The following is a 14744-nucleotide window of genomic DNA, read 5'->3' as shown; positions in this document are numbered from 1 at the left end:
CTGTTCCGTTCAGTGTTCCGTCGAAGATGATTTGTTCCGTCGGAATCTAGCACTCCACATCCGACGCAGACTGGGATCCGATCAGTCCTCGCTCCGGTACAGCCCCGCTTCCAAATCCACGTTCAGTGCTTCGAGCCACGCTCCACCCTTGGTCCAGGTGTAGGTCGCCTCGACCGGACCTTCGAGCTTCAATATTCGGACTTGAGGCCCAAGGTCGGCTTGGTATTCAGACAAAGCAGCGCTGAAGTGATCGGGATCCAAGCCATGCTGTTCCAGCATTGCCTTCAGTGCGGCCAGCTCTTGCTCCGGCACTCTCAATTCTTGGACTCTCATACCGTCTCCTTGGGTAGCGGCATACTAGCCTCACTAGGAGAGTTGAGCAATGCAGGAGGTGACACGGTCGGTAGTCCGAATTTTTCTTTCCAAGACTATTCCGATTCAATTGCCCGCAGTTCAGATTACGCTTTACGTATGAGCACTTCCCCAGCAAAGTTCCGCCTGCAAGTTCCCGCTCCCGGCAATCTGGTAGTAGACAGAATGGTCTCCGAATTCCTAAACCTGCAGCCAAGCCAGATCGATGCTTTGGATCAACAATGCTACGTGGACCACGCTCAAGGCGAGTTCCGACCTGTGTTGTCCCCCCCAAGTCGCAAGGCGTCGATATGCTTCTTTGGCCGTGATCCCGGAAAGGACGAGGTTAAAGCCGGACTTCCATTTATTGGTGAAACCGGGCAAACCGTTCGAAAGACGCTCGCCGAAGTGATTGAGCCTTCCAAGCCGTACACACCTGAACTCGGGCTAAGCATCGGAGAGAGCTTCTTCTGGATGAACACCGTCCCTTTCAAGCCAGAAGGAAATAAGCCCTGGAGAATCGCCGTTCGACGGGCTTTCCAACCCGTCTTGAAAGACGTTCTGGTGAGCCAATGGGAAGGCTCTCACGTCATCACCCTGGGCAGTCAAGCGTTCCACTGGTTCGGCCTGAATCAACCAGCCCTGTCCCGCCAGCGCTTGGCAACGTTTTGGGCGAAGACCGATAAATACGCATCGAGCATCGAGGTCCAGCTCAAAGAGGGAAAAGGGGAGCGAACTTACACATTGCATCCCCTTCCGCATCCATCAAGTGCGAACGCAACCTGGAAGGGCAGGTTTTCAACGCTGCTGAAAGCGAGGCTGCTGGATCTAGACCGGCAATGCCTTTCGGCGAAGACGTAGATTGCAGTGAAAGCAGTATTGTCGAGACTGATAGCCGGTGTGGCATCTGGCTTGATCTGCACCGTCGTTCATGCCTTCGGCAACGAGGGCCACCAAGTTGTCGCCCGACTCGCCGTCTCCCAGCTCACACCCCAGACCAAAGCCAAGATCGACCGCCTGCTTGCCCTTGAGCCGGGCTCTTCGTTGGCTTCGATCTCGACCTGGGCCGACGACACGAAGAACCGTCACACTGCACCGTGGCACTACGTCAATTTCCCCAGAGAAGCGGACTGTCACTACGTCAAAGAACGTGACTGCCCCGAAGGTCGTTGCCTGGTGGAAGCAGTGAACACACAGCTCAAGGTCTTGAATTCCGCATCAGCCCCAGACCAGGCCAAGCTAATCGCCTTGAAGTACGTTATTCATCTCGTAGCCGATCTCCATCAGCCCCTTCACGCTGGCTTCGCCGACGACAGGGGAGGGAACATGTACCAAGTTCAATTCATGGGTCGTGGAACGAACCTGCACGCTGTCTGGGACACTGGACTGCTCCGAGGTGAAGGTCTCGAAGTTGAGGCCTTGGTGAGCCTTCTGGGGGCCTTGCCGACCCCTTCTGAAGCCACCGAACTAGACCCAGACCGAATCGCAGAAGAGTCGTGTCGAATCGCCAGCAGTGAAGGCTTCTATCCAGCCAGGAAGATGAGCCCGGAGTACGTCGAGTGGGCAAGAGCGACGTTGAGAGCCAGGTTGGTCTTGGCTGGGGCTAGGTTGAGCGGTATCTTGAATGCGGCACGGAGATAGGCTATTGTGTTGCGGGACTTCATTACTTTCGCTCTTGCCGCGTTGGTCAGCGTCGTAACCGCCTAATCCTCGACGGTGACTTTGCTATCCGTTCCGATGTGTTCCAGTTCCAAGATGACATGGAGAAGCCAATGCACAGAGCGACACTGCTCGTTGGAGTGCTAGTCCTACTTTGCGGTTGTGCAAACCGCCCCGATTCGATTCGAGCATCCTTCGTTTCGCACGAGCGTTTCATCAGCGAGGATTGTGACTCTCTCTCCCTCAAAATATCGGCCTCTAAGAGGGAGTTGGACCGCGTTTCGCGGATGCAGGAGAGCAAGGCGAATTCTGACGCGGTAGGCGTATTTCTAATAGGTATACCGTTCAGCAAGCTGTCAGGAGACCATGAAGGTGAAATTGCCAGGTTAAAGGGAGAAGTCGAAGCAGTCGAAACTGCTCAACTCAAGTCAAAATGCTTTTCCAGTGCTGCACGCGAGGCATCCCCCGTGGCTCCAAGTACGGTGCAGTCACGCCTCGAAGAATTGAAGCGAATGTACAACGGAGGGCTGATCACATTTGATGAGTACGAGGGAAAGCGCAAGAAGATCGTTGAGGAACTCTAAGCAAGGACTATGTCAACCTACAGGTCTTCTAGAATTTTGGTGCGCTTACCTTCATAATCTTCCTTTGTGATTAAGCCCTTCTCGAAAAGGGACTTCAGCTCCCGGATCCTTGACTCAGCACTCTTTGCCGTTTGACTCGATGACGGAATCTTTGGACGAACCCTTTCGTCAGGCGCAACCAGAACTCCGGGCATGGGGGATACAGTGGCTACTTTGGTTTGTTGCGTAACGCCAGCACTGATTGAGGAAGCCAGCTGGCGGCCCCACGACTCAATCCATGGCATTGATTCGTGCGTTCCGGCCAAGTAAAGATTGGCCCGAACATAGCCGCCTCTATAGAACTTGGTGTAGAAAACACGCGTAAACTGGTCAGGCCACGTCAGGCGAGACTTCGCTACCCAGTTGACGACGTCCGGAAAAGCACCTCCGGCGGCAGCGTTCCTGAAGACTTCCGTGCGGTGCCTTTGAACAGCAAAACATTCGGGCATCATGAACGTGGAATTCATTTTGTCCTTGACGATGAAATCGTTCACTTCAGCGCACGGCTCGTCACTCCATCGATTGCCATACGGCTTCTCCGGTGCGGTGAAGATGAAAACCGCAGATAGCTCTCCACCAGCTGATTGTGCGACAGCGATGGTCTGGCGAACAGGCTGATCCCAAGACGCCGTGTCCCTTCCTGCCTGAACAGCCTGCTTTGAGACTACGGTCCATCGCCCAGGGGCTGGAAGTTGAATCCGAAAATTTCCGACTGATATCGCATCATCAGCAAGTTCCTGACCCACCGTGAGGCGGTCGAAGTCCGTGGCCAAAGCAGCGAACGGCAGTCCGACAAGCAGAGCGACAAATGTCTTCAGCGAAGTCGTCATCTAATATCCTCCGACCTATCAGAGCAGCGAATTTTTTCGGTGGTGTGTCATAAAAGCTCAATACCGAAGAAGATTTCAACCTTGCGCAAGTGCGGTACCGTCCAACATTACCAGAACCCCCCTTATTTTTTGATTCGAGGTCTTGAAGCCTCAGCATGCTTCCTCGTCACTAGTCTCGAAAGAGGTTTTGCCGTGCCCATTCGACAAACGCATTCTCGGACGTAAAGCGGTGTGCCACTTGACCTTGACGGCTTAGTTCAAATTCAGATCCGCGTAGCCAGCCTTTTTCGGTGACCGAAACTGAAAATCCTAGGAGTTCGGCTAACTCCTTGGCCAAGCTGACGTATGGCTGCGATTCCAGCCGCTCCCGCAACATAGCGATCCGATCAGAGCGATTCCGTGTTTCACGTTGAGCTTTTGCCTGTTTTTCGCGTTGAGACGCTTCGGCTGCCTCCGCATTCTTGCGGTCCTGGCGAAACTTTTCGACCGCGAATTCTTTGGATATCTTGTTCATGACAAGGTGGGGAGCTATCTCCGATCCAAGCACATCCACAAGCCTGTTGAGCGCACGAATTGCATCTCGCATGCCAAGAGAGATGAGTTCCTGGGCGAAAGCGATGATCTTCTCGTCGGTTCCGAAATGCCGTTGTAGAAAGCTCATCTCCATAGACGACGCCAGAACGTCGGCGTCTCTAAATCTCTTCGTCTCCAAAAGTACAGTGACGAATGCAAAAGCCAACTGATGCGATGTTCTTTCCAAGCGGGTCCGAATAGCCTGCAGATTTGGCAATACACCGGCAGCGAGATCCCAACGCTGCTCGACTGCTTGCAACGCCTCATCAAATGCCTTTGAGGCTTCGTCCGAAGCATCGTCAAAATCTGGGTGCGCATTTGTCCGTTGCTTGTCGTAGGCTTGACGACTTTCCGGGTTGCCTAGGGTTTCGTAGGCCCGGTTGATATCAGCCATTCTTGCGTGTGCCACCTCCGCAGGACCTTGCCAGCGATCAGGGTGATACCGGGATGCCAATGCACGATAAGCCGCAACGATCACCACTGCTTCCGCGTCCGGAAGGACGCCGAGGATGGAGTAGAAGTCTGCTTGTTCTTTCACACCGGATACCCTCGGTAATTGGGAACTTTCATTGCGCTAGGGGATTAGTCGAACCATTTCCTATCGGTAACGGTACCCATTTGACCTCAAATTTCTCAGCGAATTTAACCACCGACCACTTCCCCATCGCACCACCCCAGATATAGCCTTGGCCTCTGAAACCGCCTCACAACCTTAAGCCCTCCAGGCAACTCCTCCGCTCCCAGTGCTTCACAGAACCGTTCGAAGTCCCGTCGCAGCTCTGGGTTTGTTCCCCAGGACTGAATGAGCATCACAGCAACGTCAGCATGGAAGTCTTTGGCTGTGAGCAACGCTGAGGCTGTTCGGTGAAGCAGTTGATACCTTACCTTTCCGTCGAAGTGGGGCACACCTAAAAGTTGATTAAGGTAGTGCAGCCGTTGGGTTTGTCCCGGACTGGCTTCGAGCCCCTTCTCTGTGAGCGTGGGGCCGAAATCCTCGTTCACCTTGGCTTCAACACCGATCACACACAGTCCTTGTTCATTCCTGGTCAGAGCTAGAACGTCGGTGAACGACGAGCGACTTCCGCCAGGTAGCGGCACCTCCCACTCAGGAATGGCGGCAAGGAGTTTGAGGTTGGAAATCGGGGGCTCTTGCGAAGCGTCGAGAAGTGCCGAAATCTCTGGAGGAAGCTTGTCACCTGCACCTTCCCAAGACAGTGCAGCGGACATTGCGCTGCGACCCGGCTTCCAGTGCAGGTCGGGCTTTGCAAGAAGGCGTTTCCAATCCGAGGCTGCCTGGGTGGGGACGAAGATGCGTTTCATTGGGAAGGCTGGCCGAGCAAAACATGTTCGATGACGTCGTTCAATAGTCCCCTGTCTGCGTCCAGTCCTTCGGTTGCGTATTCACTAGTGTCCCGACTGACCCACGACTCGGCGACCGTGGCTCCCTCAGGCGTTGGGTCCAAGCGAAGAGCAAAGATCAACGCTCCTGTCCAACTCCGATGAAAAAAGACCCAGTCTCTCTCACAGTAGATGAACCACTTGTCTTCCATCTGAACTGGGACGACACCGTGTTCGACGAATCGAAGCTCTGAAGAATTGAAGGCCTTTTGGAAGTCGAGAACCTCCCGACGAGACGGCTGTGGAAGAATCTTCCAAGAGGACCTTGTAGCGTTCATGATCTTGCGGTTCGTTGTGAAGTAGACACGGTCCAAGACCTACGTCCGCTTTCGAGCGTCACTCAAAGAATTCTTCGTCCAATTTCTTTATCTGAATGGTTTCTTCGGATCTACAGCCGATGTCATAGCGAATCATCAGGTGTGTGAGCATCTGGCCGTCAATCAAGACTATTCGCTTGCTAAGGAGTTCGGCAGTCTCCCTAGCACCTGCCGAAAATCCCGTCGTAGTTACGAAGAGCCCCTTGGACGCCTTGAAACGGTCGAGCGAGCCAAAAAAATCTCGAATGTCAGATGCTTGGACCTTGACGTCTGTATATCGCTTGGCTTGAACGTACACCCGGTCGAGCCCTAATGCGTCTTGGTGAATAACTCCGTCAACCCCACCGTCGCCACTTTTACCGAGAGCCTTTGCGGCCTCAATTGCTGTACCGCCATAATTCATCGCCACAAGCAATTGCACGACGAGCCGCTCAAAAAATGCTGGCGGTGAGGAAACAATCTTTGCCAGCATTTCCGCAGAAAGAGCGTCGTTTAACTCTGCGTGAGCTGAGCGGATTACTTCGTCTGGCGTGAGATCTTTGAGGCTGGCTGAACCGTTCGGTATCAGTGCTGGCTTCTGTGAACCCGTGTTTCGAAAGGCCAAAAATTCAGGGTAAGCCTCCAAGAACTTGATCGTGATTTTTGGCGGCGGCGAGGCAAGTACCTTCTTGCCCGTATCGCTGACCAGAAAATAGCCTCTCTTCGTCAGAAGGATCAATCCCGCCTTTCCAAGGTAGCTCTTCGCCCAGTTGACGCGGTTGGCGAAAGTCGTTTGTTTCCCGGACGGTAAAAGTTCAGAAAGTTCGTCGTCAGAAAGGCCCAGCTCTGTGCCAAGGCTCTCAATCACATCGGTCGTCTTAACTTCGCCGTTGGCGGAAGCCTTTAGGACGGGAAGCATCAGCGATTGAAAATCAGGAATTGCCATCTTGGACTCCGGGAATCTCATTCCAAGCGGCGTCTGCCAAACTCGCAAACACAGACTCCCGACCCGAGGAAAATCCCCCACTCCTGTAAGCGTTCAGCACGAGCTGCAGCCGCAACTGGACAGCCTCGTTCGTTCCTCCCTGTTGCAGGAAGCCTTGCTTTTCACAGTAGGCGGCATGGGCTGCCATCGTGTCGTCCTTGCCCTTCAACCGGAAGTGATGAAGCCGAGCAAAGGCGGCGTCCGTAAACCCGAGTGCTTTCAGGGCGTCGAGCAGTTCAATTGTTCTTTGTGGATTGGTCATTGCTTTTGGTGGGTGCGGGACGGCGATGCGGCTACGGGCAGCGGAGCATCGTTCCCGTTTGAACACAAGCTCCTCTCGGACCAAACAAGGTACCGCCTGACCGGTTGTACCGAGTACCTGCACTATCCCAACAACCGCCTGAATCGCAGTTCGTAATTGGATTGGGCGGTGCTCGGCCCAGATGCACATTGGTGACATTGATCACCGTTTTGTCTGGGGGCTTGATTCCACATGCGCTGTACATCGCCAGCTCGTCTGCATCGGTGTTCCGGTTCGGCTGGATTGAACTGGTGGCAACCTCATAGTTTCGCTTTGCCCTTGCACACTCCATCGTCCCGCCTTTCTCCGCAGCGAGGTCAGACTCGGTCCGCCCAAGTGCCGAGGTATTCGCCGCCGTAGGCAGCTGGGGCTGGCTCGAAATCTTGTTAACTTCCAGCTGCCTACGTAGGCGTTCGTTCTCGTCCCTCAGCACCTGTTCACGGTGCCCGGAAGACGGAATGGAGTTTTGATTGACTTGAACTGGTCGGCTGGTGCCGTTGACGCAAGGACCGTCCGTGTACTCCACTTTTCCGGCCGCTGTGGTGCAGCGGGAAACTTGCGCATGTGAAGGCGCAGCAAATGCTAACACTGCCACCAGCAGTATGTAAAAGTGACCTATCAACTGCTCCTCCTTGCCTGAACGCCATGCAATTCGAACGATTGCTTGTACTGAGCAATGTTGCAACACTCAAGCTGCGTGTGTCAATATGTGAATGAGGAGGGTGGAAATGCGGGTCAATCAGTCAGCGAATCAACTCGTAAGAACCCGAGCTGACGTGGCGAAGAACATTCGCACGTTCCAGGCTGCTCGGAAGTCCAAGGACCCCGAGCTACATGACACTTTCGTGAAATTGCTGAAACGAGGGACATGCTTCGTGGCGTATCCCGGACCGCTTGGCGTCGAGTTCATTCCGTCAAAGTTTGTGGGGTATTTTGCTAATGAGGTGCAGTATCACGTGAAGAATCAGAAGCTACGTGATGGTCGTGCAACGAACATTGCGTTGGCCAACGTGTTCGGGGCAAAGGCAGTTGTGGACGCCGCCGCAGAAACTGCCTACCAGGCGTTTCTTCTGAGCCTTGGCGTGACCGCAAACACCAAGGGCAATTACGGTAAGCCACGCAGGTATTGGTTCACCCCTGACTTGGTGTATGACGTGCCCGCCAATGCACTTTTGTTAGCGTCACGCACAGAAGAGGACTACCGCAGTCAATTCGAGGCAGCCGTTACTAGGTCGCTTCATGACCCCCGTGGGGAGCGACAAGCACGCCTCAAGAAGGCAAGCAAGATTGCGCAGAAGGTTTTCGTCCGAACGACCGCCTACCTCCGGAACCCGGACGTGGTCGCTGAAACTCTGGCCCGAGCCAAAGGGAAGTGCGAGAGCTGCTTGAGGAAGGCTCCCTTCTCCAAGGCAGCCGATGGTTCACCGTATCTTGAAGTCCACCATCGCATACCGCTCAGTCAAGGCGGCGAGGACACCGTTGCCAACGCTATAGCTGTATGTCCAAACTGCCATAGAAAACATCACTACGGTTGAGTGCTCGGCTTATTTGAACGATATTCCTGGACAAGAGAATGCAGATCAACATAAAAGAGCTGATTCACTTTTACGACTGCGACCGTCTGGCTGCTAACCACTCGAACGCATTGAAGACTCTCGCAGGCGAGGAGCTTGGCTTCTGTTTGCTGTCGAAATACTTCACCGAGTCTAGAGGGGCAACAATCGCACATCGGTTGGACGGGCCTTGCACCCCAGGCACAAAAAAGGGGCAGCGACTCGACGGGTGGTTCGAAGTGCAGTTTCCAAACAGGACGCAGCACTTCCAAGTCGAGATCAAATCCTGGTCCTTCCATGGTTATGGTCCAAACGGCGGCTCCCTTGCGCACGATTGCAGTTCTCAGGAGCTAAGTGCATTTCAGATTGCGGACTGGGCGAGGTACTGGGGCAACGGCGCATTCAGGAGTGAAAAGCTTCAGAAGGTGTTGTTAAGGATGACACCAGCCCGCAAGCATTCGCACATTAGGGTTCATAGTGCCCTTGCCTGTCTATGGGCACCTGTTCATCCGTCGGGGAAGCTTGAGCCATTCTTCAAGGTGGCAACAAAGGCGGGTTCTCCATTTTCCGAGGTCTGGGTATTCTCGATGTCGAACTACTTGCGCTTGTTGCTACAGCAGGGGCGGAAGTTCTTGAGTGTTGATATGCCCGCCACACAGGCACGACTCCGTCACTTGAACCAGGTCTTTCAGATATAAACCTCAAACGTGCGGGGACGGTCCCGTTACCTACAGATCGAATTGACCAGCACACCAAGCAGCCACAACCACCCTACGCACACCACGATCACCAACACGGGTCCTACCACGATCCAGAACAAGATGGTCAGCATGGCTCTCCCTCCTGCTGCTTCAGGACCGTCACTCGAACTTCCTCCTTTGAGTTGACCTTTCCCTTCCAGAAGCGGCACACCGCCACGCCAAATCCCTGCTCCCGGTTGTGGTTTGCCAGTGTGACGAGCCGTTCCTTGGCCTTCTCCGCCAGTTCTACGGCGTTCTCAGCGGACTCTTTGGCAAGTACGTACCTCTCCGCTGCTTCCCTCCACGCCAGGTCTTCCCGCATGACCGTGTCCCGCTCTGTGATGGGTGGCGGGGTGTCAGATACGACGAACTTCCAGAACTCGTCCCACGCCTGTCGAATGGATCCGAAAGTCTCCTCACTCGGCGAGACCTCGACCGTGACCCCAGTCTTGCCATCGAACACGTAGAAGTCGCAATGACCGGCCCCCGAAACCATGAGCTGGTGTTGAACCTGCACTTCATAGTGCGGCTCCAGAAGCCCCTTCTCTGCAAGCTTCCAAGTTTCAGACTCACGACCCTTGAGCGGGCACTTCACCTCCAGGATCCGCTCCAGGTCGAACGTGATCCCGTCGAGGCTCGCCGAGTAGTCGCCATCGACCATCACAGCTGGCTCCATGATCCTCCCGGTTTCCGCCTCATACGCCTGTCTGGCTAAGGGTTCAAGCTCGATCCCACGAAGCATCGGGAACGTCTGTTCCTGCACCCGTCTTCCGGTCTTGATTTCCCAGAGCTGGTACGGCGTCTGCCAAGGTGACAGACCCATGACTGCAGCCGCTTCCGAAGCGTTGCGATAGAGGATCCGATGCCGGTGCCAGTCATCTGACCCTTGAAGAAGTCTGATGATCTTCATGCTGCTCTCCGGTGTTCCAGGCTTCGAACGACCCGGTCGAATTGGTTGGCCCGGATGTCGGCCAAGCTCTCGACGTTGTAGTAATCCAGGAGTCGAGCCATGTCCGCTTTGGTTTGCTCCACCAGCTTCTTGACCCGGTTCTGCTGTTCCACCGAGAGGCATGTGCCCACCTGTTTGAGCTGGGTCGCTCTCTTGGCTGCAGCGGGCCTGGGTGGGGGGCTCACCGGCTGCTCCTCAACCAAAGACAGATCTTCTCCGGCGAAGACTGAAAGCCCGAGTCCATGCAGTGCGATTGCTTTGACCAGGCATCGCTGGATCGAAGTGTTGACGTCGAATGCAGTCGGGCAAACGATAGGTCTGTTCTTCGTGTCCAGGATCGGATGAATCTGAGACAGCGTCACGCCGCCTACCGTCACCGCCACTTCGACGAAGAATCCCAGGTCCGTTTGCAGATACGGCAATTCCCCGTCGTGGAAACGTCTGACCTCCCAGGACGCCGACGGCTCGACCTTTCTAAGTTCCGCCACGGCGAACGGCCACGACAGATACGAGAACTGTCCTTTCATTTCCAAATGCCCTGAGACGTTCACCGCATTCAGTCGAGCGAATGCGCTTTGTTCCACTTTTTCCATGATTTCTTTCCTTTTGAATGGTTCCGAAAACGGCAAAGCCCCAGCAGGTCCATTGCCTGCCGGGGCTCATCGAGTTGCTGTCCTCAGACAGCGGTTGGCGATGCTCAGGCTGTGAGCTTCATCGCCTCTTCAAATGCTTTTGCCTTCATCTGCGATCCAATTCCAAACCAGGCGGAGTCGAGTCTCGTGTCGGGAGACTTCGCTGCACGCCTGTGGTCGGTGAGCTCCGTAACAGCGTTGAGAAGGCCCCAAGCGGTCCCCTTGGCAGAAGACATGCCTGCGCCTATCCCACCGCCTGAGAAGAGCTCTAAGGCCGTCTTGACGGGTTTGGGCTGCAGTTCGAACGGGTTGCTTGGGTCACCCAGTACATCAACCAGGTACGCCTTCGCTTCAGCTTCGGAAACTGGTCTTGCTGCCAGCTTCTTGATGGAGCGTTGAAACTGATCCCAGGACGAGAGGCCCAAGCCAAGCTGGTGCTTGACCGAGGTCGGATCGAAGACCGTCGAGTGAGGGACTTTGATTACGCCTTCTCCCCCACGTAAGGACAGCTGCAGGGTGTTGTTGCAAACGACGCGAACGCTCGTGAAGAACGCCGAGGTGGCCAGCGTCCCGTCGCAACTTGTAGCCAGGAGAAGGTAGGCCTTGACCTGGTCACCGCCTTTGAGGCTCGTGGACTGATTGGTTTTGGCCAATGCCCAAAGCTTTCTGCCTCCCTTGAGCACTCCCGCTGTTTCCAGCTCGAATCCCCCGGCGGCTACCAGATCCCGGTAGAACTCCAGGACCTGTTGCGGCTGAACGACCTGATAGCGGTTGCTGACGACCGAAAGGGCGGCCATGGAGTCCGAGCGGAACAGGACCTTGCTGTCTGGGTTGGTCCTGAACGTGACGCCACCTTCGGAAGGCGTTGCGAACATCACTGGCGTCTCGATGATGTCCCAGTTCATTCCTGCAGCTTGTTGCCAGGTTTCGATGCTCTGACCCGGACCTGAAGGGAGGTTATTGCCCAACCCGTGCCAGGGTGTCGCGTTGACGTAAGCCATTGTTTGCACTTCATGTGCCATGTGAATCTCCAAATGGAAAAAGCCCCAGACGGATCTCCGAAAGGGGCTTGGGGTTGAGGTCTAGCTCGAAGGCTAGGTGAGGGGCTATGTGCTGGTCTTGTCGTCAGCCGGTAGCTTGGCTTTTGAGAGATGATCGATTACGAACATCGCCACGGCCACAGCGACAGCTTTCAACGCCTCCAGCAGGATGTGAGGCATGAAAAGGCTCCTTGGTTGTTGTACTCTTCTTATACCCAAAAGCAAGTTCATAATTGGAGAAAGGAGGAGGAATCGATGGCTGAAAAGGAGCAGGCTGCGCCAGCAGGTGCGGTATTCAGATTCAAGAAGAACGATGTGATCGGGAGCGCTGATGCAGAGTCCGACGAATCTTTCTTGGGACAGTGTTTCGTAGACACCGGTGATCTTGAAGTTCTCCAGAATATTAAGGACAACAAGAGAATTTTGGTGGGTCGCACCGGCGCTGGTAAAAGTGCGCTGCTGCGGATGCTGTCGGACCGCGAAGAGCATGTTGTGCAGCTTAAGCCTTCGGACCTTTCCCTCGGGTACCTTTCCAATTCTGAAGTCTTGCGCTTCTTCGAGAATGCCGGTGCGAATCTCGATGTCTTCTATCAGCTCCTATGGAAGCACGTTCTAGCAGTTGAACTCGTACGCTACAAATACAAGATCATCAACGACGCCGCTCAGCGGTCATTTTTGGATCGTATTGCCTCATTCCTGACTCGAGATCGAGCAAAAGAACAGGCCGTTCAATACCTGCAACAGTGGGGGTCCAGCTTCTGGAACGAAACTGAAAACCGAATAAAGGAAGTAACCACAAAGATCGAATCCGATCTGAAGGCTTCGATTTCTGGAAGTGCTGCTGCTGCAAAGCTAGAAGCTGGAGCATCGGAAAAACTGACTGAAGAAGAGAAGGCTGAGGTGGTTGTGCGTGGTGCCCGTGCTGTGAACCAAGTTCAAATTGCATCTTTAAACAACGTCTTGCGTTTGCTGGCTGATGATATTTTTAACGACGACCACGACGCTCACTATGTTGTCATCGATGACTTGGACACGCGTTGGGTAGATGACGTCCTAAAGTTGAAGCTCGTTCGAGCTCTCATAGAGACCTGCAAAGCGTTCAAGGTCGTTCGTCAAGTCAAGGTAATCGTTGCTCTCCGATTAGACCTCCTTCAACGGGTCTTGGAGGCAACCAAGGATTCGGGTTTCCAGTCGGAGAAATACGAGCCCTTGTACTTGAATTTGAAGTGGGACAAGCCGCAAATCGTTGAAGTAGTAGACCGGCGGTTGGGAACCCTCGTCCGCAGAAGGTATACGTCTCACAGTCTCGGGATCGGCGAATTGTTTCCGCCAAAGATTCATCAGGAGAAGATGACAGACTATCTTTGCGCTCACACACAGCTTCGACCTCGTGATGCCATTCTTTTTGCGAATGAGTGCATTTTCAGGGCTGCGGAGCGACAGCAGATTACTGTCCAAATCGTCTCAGATGCCGAAGCGGCATTTTCGCAAAAGCGTCTGATTTCGCTTACTGAAGAGTGGTCTGGCGTGTATCCAAAGCTTCGAAAATATCTGGAACTCTTAGAGGGCCGCCATGCGTCGATGGCACTAGGAGATCTTAGTCAAGGCAGCGTGGAGACTTGGTGCCTCAACTCGCTCCTGAATGACATGCAATTTTCTGACCCCGTCGCAGTTGTTGCGAAAGAGGTCTACTTAGATGGTCGGCGACCTTTTGAGGATCTTTTAGCTGCGCTCATTGACGCTTTGTACGTCGTAGGAGCTGTTGGTGTGAAGCCCGACAACCAATCACCCTTTTACTGGTCGTTTTTCTCCGAATATCGCCCAGCCCCAGCTTCTCTTTCTTCTAAGACTTCGCTCGAGATCCACCAGACACTGTGGCGAGCCCTTGGGATTCAGCCAGGATCAGGCAAGAAAAGGCACTGACTTAGTAGTTCTTTCATGCAATTACCTGCTGGAGCCGCTGGCTAGGCGAGGCCAAATTAGGCATGACCCCTGCAGAGGTTGTCGACGTAGGTATGCGGCTCGACAATCCGGCATTCCCCGTAATAGGCAGGTCGAAGTAGCTTGCGGGTCTGGACTGCGGACTGAATTTTCATCGGACCTGTGCTTTCGAGTGCTCAGTGAACAGGAGACGTGTTGGCTTGGAGATCAACCGCCTCTCCCTCCATGATCTCCAAAGGCGGAAGTGACTTCACGATCTTCATCGTCTCCAGGCTCACCGTGATCACTCGCTGGAACAGCTCCAATGGGTAGCGAGGATTGTTCATCGTCTCGATGGCCCAGTCGTTGGCGTCGTTGACGATGCCGCTGTCCTTGTCAGTCTTCACGCACTGACGTTCTACGACCCAGTCTAAAGCGGGCTTACCGTTGACCACGTACTCGTAGGCTTCCAATGGGATGCCGGTCAAGGTGATCTTGTCGTTGTAGTGGAGCGTGGTCAGGTCTTTTTCCTTGCCCTTCTTGCCGTACTTCATCCTGGTGACTCGGTAGTCAGCATTGGAGAGGGTCATGCCGCCTGTGTTGTCGGCTACGGGGTATGGTTCCACTGTTTCGTAATTCAGATGGAGGTCAGCGAGCTTTCGACCTGCCGCACAAAAGTTCCAGAAGTGAACAGCGAGCTTGACACGAGGGATTCGGGGCAGTTCCTTGACCAGGTTATCCGCGTAACGATCCCGGTATTCCTGAGAGTGAAGAATGCCGTAGACATAGTAAAAGACATCTTGTTTGCTCAGGTCGTCATCGCAGTAGGCTGATTGGAAGTGGGACTGAACCGCCCCGGTATTTGAGGAGGCTCCATTCTCTGAGAGGATTGAG

17 protein-coding genes are annotated in these 14744 nt (G+C 54.3%); 6 read left to right on the top strand and 11 right to left on the bottom strand.

The window, feature by feature from the left end:
- Positions 1-81 precede the first annotated feature (81 nt).
- Positions 82-333 (bottom strand): hypothetical protein, encoded by a 252-nt coding sequence (locus AQ12_RS22955; protein WP_048439245.1) that lies wholly within the window; start codon positions 331-333, stop codon positions 82-84.
- Positions 334-471: 138 nt separating this feature from the next.
- On the opposite strand from AQ12_RS22955, the gene AQ12_RS07390 reads away from it, so the two are divergent.
- From AQ12_RS07390 to AQ12_RS07380, 3 genes are all read left to right on the top strand, one after another.
- Positions 472-1212, top strand: coding sequence for a uracil-DNA glycosylase family protein (locus AQ12_RS07390; RefSeq protein ID WP_053076612.1), 741 nt, complete (start codon positions 472-474; stop codon positions 1210-1212).
- A gap of 51 nt (positions 1213-1263) precedes the next feature.
- Positions 1264-1992 (top strand): S1/P1 nuclease, encoded by a 729-nt coding sequence (locus AQ12_RS07385; RefSeq protein ID WP_202967492.1) that lies wholly within the window; start codon positions 1264-1266, stop codon positions 1990-1992.
- A gap of 119 nt (positions 1993-2111) precedes the next feature.
- On the top strand, positions 2112-2594 hold the full coding sequence (locus AQ12_RS07380; protein ID WP_193387968.1) for a hypothetical protein: 483 nt from the start codon (positions 2112-2114) through the stop codon (positions 2592-2594).
- Positions 2595-2611: 17 nt separating this feature from the next.
- On the opposite strand, the gene AQ12_RS07375 is transcribed toward AQ12_RS07380, so the two are convergent.
- The 6 genes from AQ12_RS07375 to AQ12_RS23520 all read right to left on the bottom strand — a co-directional run bounded on the left by AQ12_RS07375 (position 2612) and on the right by AQ12_RS23520 (position 7605).
- On the bottom strand, positions 2612-3463 hold the full coding sequence (locus AQ12_RS07375) for an SHOCT domain-containing protein (RefSeq protein ID WP_048439243.1): 852 nt from the start codon (positions 3461-3463) through the stop codon (positions 2612-2614).
- A gap of 169 nt (positions 3464-3632) precedes the next feature.
- A complete protein-coding gene (locus tag AQ12_RS22025; RefSeq protein WP_053076610.1) occupies positions 3633-4574 on the bottom strand; it encodes a J domain-containing protein in 942 nt (313 codons plus the stop codon).
- A gap of 104 nt (positions 4575-4678) precedes the next feature.
- Positions 4679-5356, bottom strand: a complete 678-nt coding sequence (locus AQ12_RS07365) for a hypothetical protein (RefSeq protein ID WP_048439242.1) — start codon at positions 5354-5356, stop codon at positions 4679-4681.
- Between the two features lie 414 nt (positions 5357-5770).
- Entirely contained in the window at positions 5771-6676 is a 906-nt protein-coding gene (locus AQ12_RS07355) for a restriction endonuclease (RefSeq protein WP_048439241.1), read from the bottom strand.
- Positions 6663-6977 (bottom strand): hypothetical protein, encoded by a 315-nt coding sequence (locus AQ12_RS22430; RefSeq protein WP_082151455.1) that lies wholly within the window; start codon positions 6975-6977, stop codon positions 6663-6665. Before AQ12_RS22430 ends, AQ12_RS07355 begins: the two co-directional genes overlap by 14 nt.
- 31 nt (positions 6978-7008) lie before the next feature.
- A complete protein-coding gene (locus AQ12_RS23520) occupies positions 7009-7605 on the bottom strand; it encodes a DUF4124 domain-containing protein (RefSeq protein WP_369798999.1) in 597 nt (198 codons plus the stop codon).
- Between the two features lie 256 nt (positions 7606-7861).
- Here AQ12_RS23520 and AQ12_RS22020 point away from each other — a divergent pair, with 256 nt between their 5' ends.
- Complete coding sequence (locus AQ12_RS22020) at positions 7862-8551, top strand: HNH endonuclease signature motif containing protein (protein ID WP_238587674.1); 690 nt, start codon at positions 7862-7864, stop codon at positions 8549-8551.
- A 38-nt stretch (positions 8552-8589) separates the two neighbouring features.
- Positions 8590-9267 (top strand): hypothetical protein, encoded by a 678-nt coding sequence (locus AQ12_RS07340; protein ID WP_048439239.1) that lies wholly within the window; start codon positions 8590-8592, stop codon positions 9265-9267.
- A 127-nt stretch (positions 9268-9394) separates the two neighbouring features.
- Here AQ12_RS07340 and AQ12_RS22015 read toward each other — a convergent pair whose 3' ends face one another.
- The 3 genes from AQ12_RS22015 to AQ12_RS07325 all read right to left on the bottom strand — a co-directional run bounded on the left by AQ12_RS22015 (position 9395) and on the right by AQ12_RS07325 (position 11912).
- Positions 9395-10219 (bottom strand): lambda-exonuclease family protein, encoded by an 825-nt coding sequence (locus tag AQ12_RS22015; protein WP_053076607.1) that lies wholly within the window; start codon positions 10217-10219, stop codon positions 9395-9397.
- Positions 10216-10851, bottom strand: coding sequence for a DUF1071 domain-containing protein (locus AQ12_RS07330; RefSeq protein WP_053076606.1), 636 nt, complete (start codon positions 10849-10851; stop codon positions 10216-10218). Before AQ12_RS07330 ends, AQ12_RS22015 begins: the two co-directional genes overlap by 4 nt.
- A 104-nt stretch (positions 10852-10955) precedes the next feature.
- Positions 10956-11912 (bottom strand): DUF932 domain-containing protein, encoded by a 957-nt coding sequence (locus AQ12_RS07325; RefSeq protein WP_048439238.1) that lies wholly within the window; start codon positions 11910-11912, stop codon positions 10956-10958.
- A 273-nt stretch (positions 11913-12185) separates the two neighbouring features.
- On the opposite strand from AQ12_RS07325, the gene AQ12_RS07320 reads away from it, so the two are divergent.
- On the top strand, positions 12186-13853 hold the full coding sequence (locus tag AQ12_RS07320; RefSeq protein WP_048439281.1) for a P-loop ATPase, Sll1717 family: 1668 nt from the start codon (positions 12186-12188) through the stop codon (positions 13851-13853).
- Positions 13854-14047: 194 nt separating this feature from the next.
- Here AQ12_RS07320 and AQ12_RS07315 read toward each other — a convergent pair.
- Positions 14048-14744 (bottom strand): type ISP restriction/modification enzyme (locus AQ12_RS07315; protein WP_048439237.1); only part of this gene is annotated, 697 nt, incomplete at its 5' end.

Source organism: Caenimonas sp. SL110 (genome assembly GCF_001044395.1).
Lineage (GTDB): Bacteria > Pseudomonadota > Gammaproteobacteria > Burkholderiales > Burkholderiaceae_C > Ramlibacter.
This window is presented reverse-complemented; position numbering and strand designations above follow the sequence as displayed.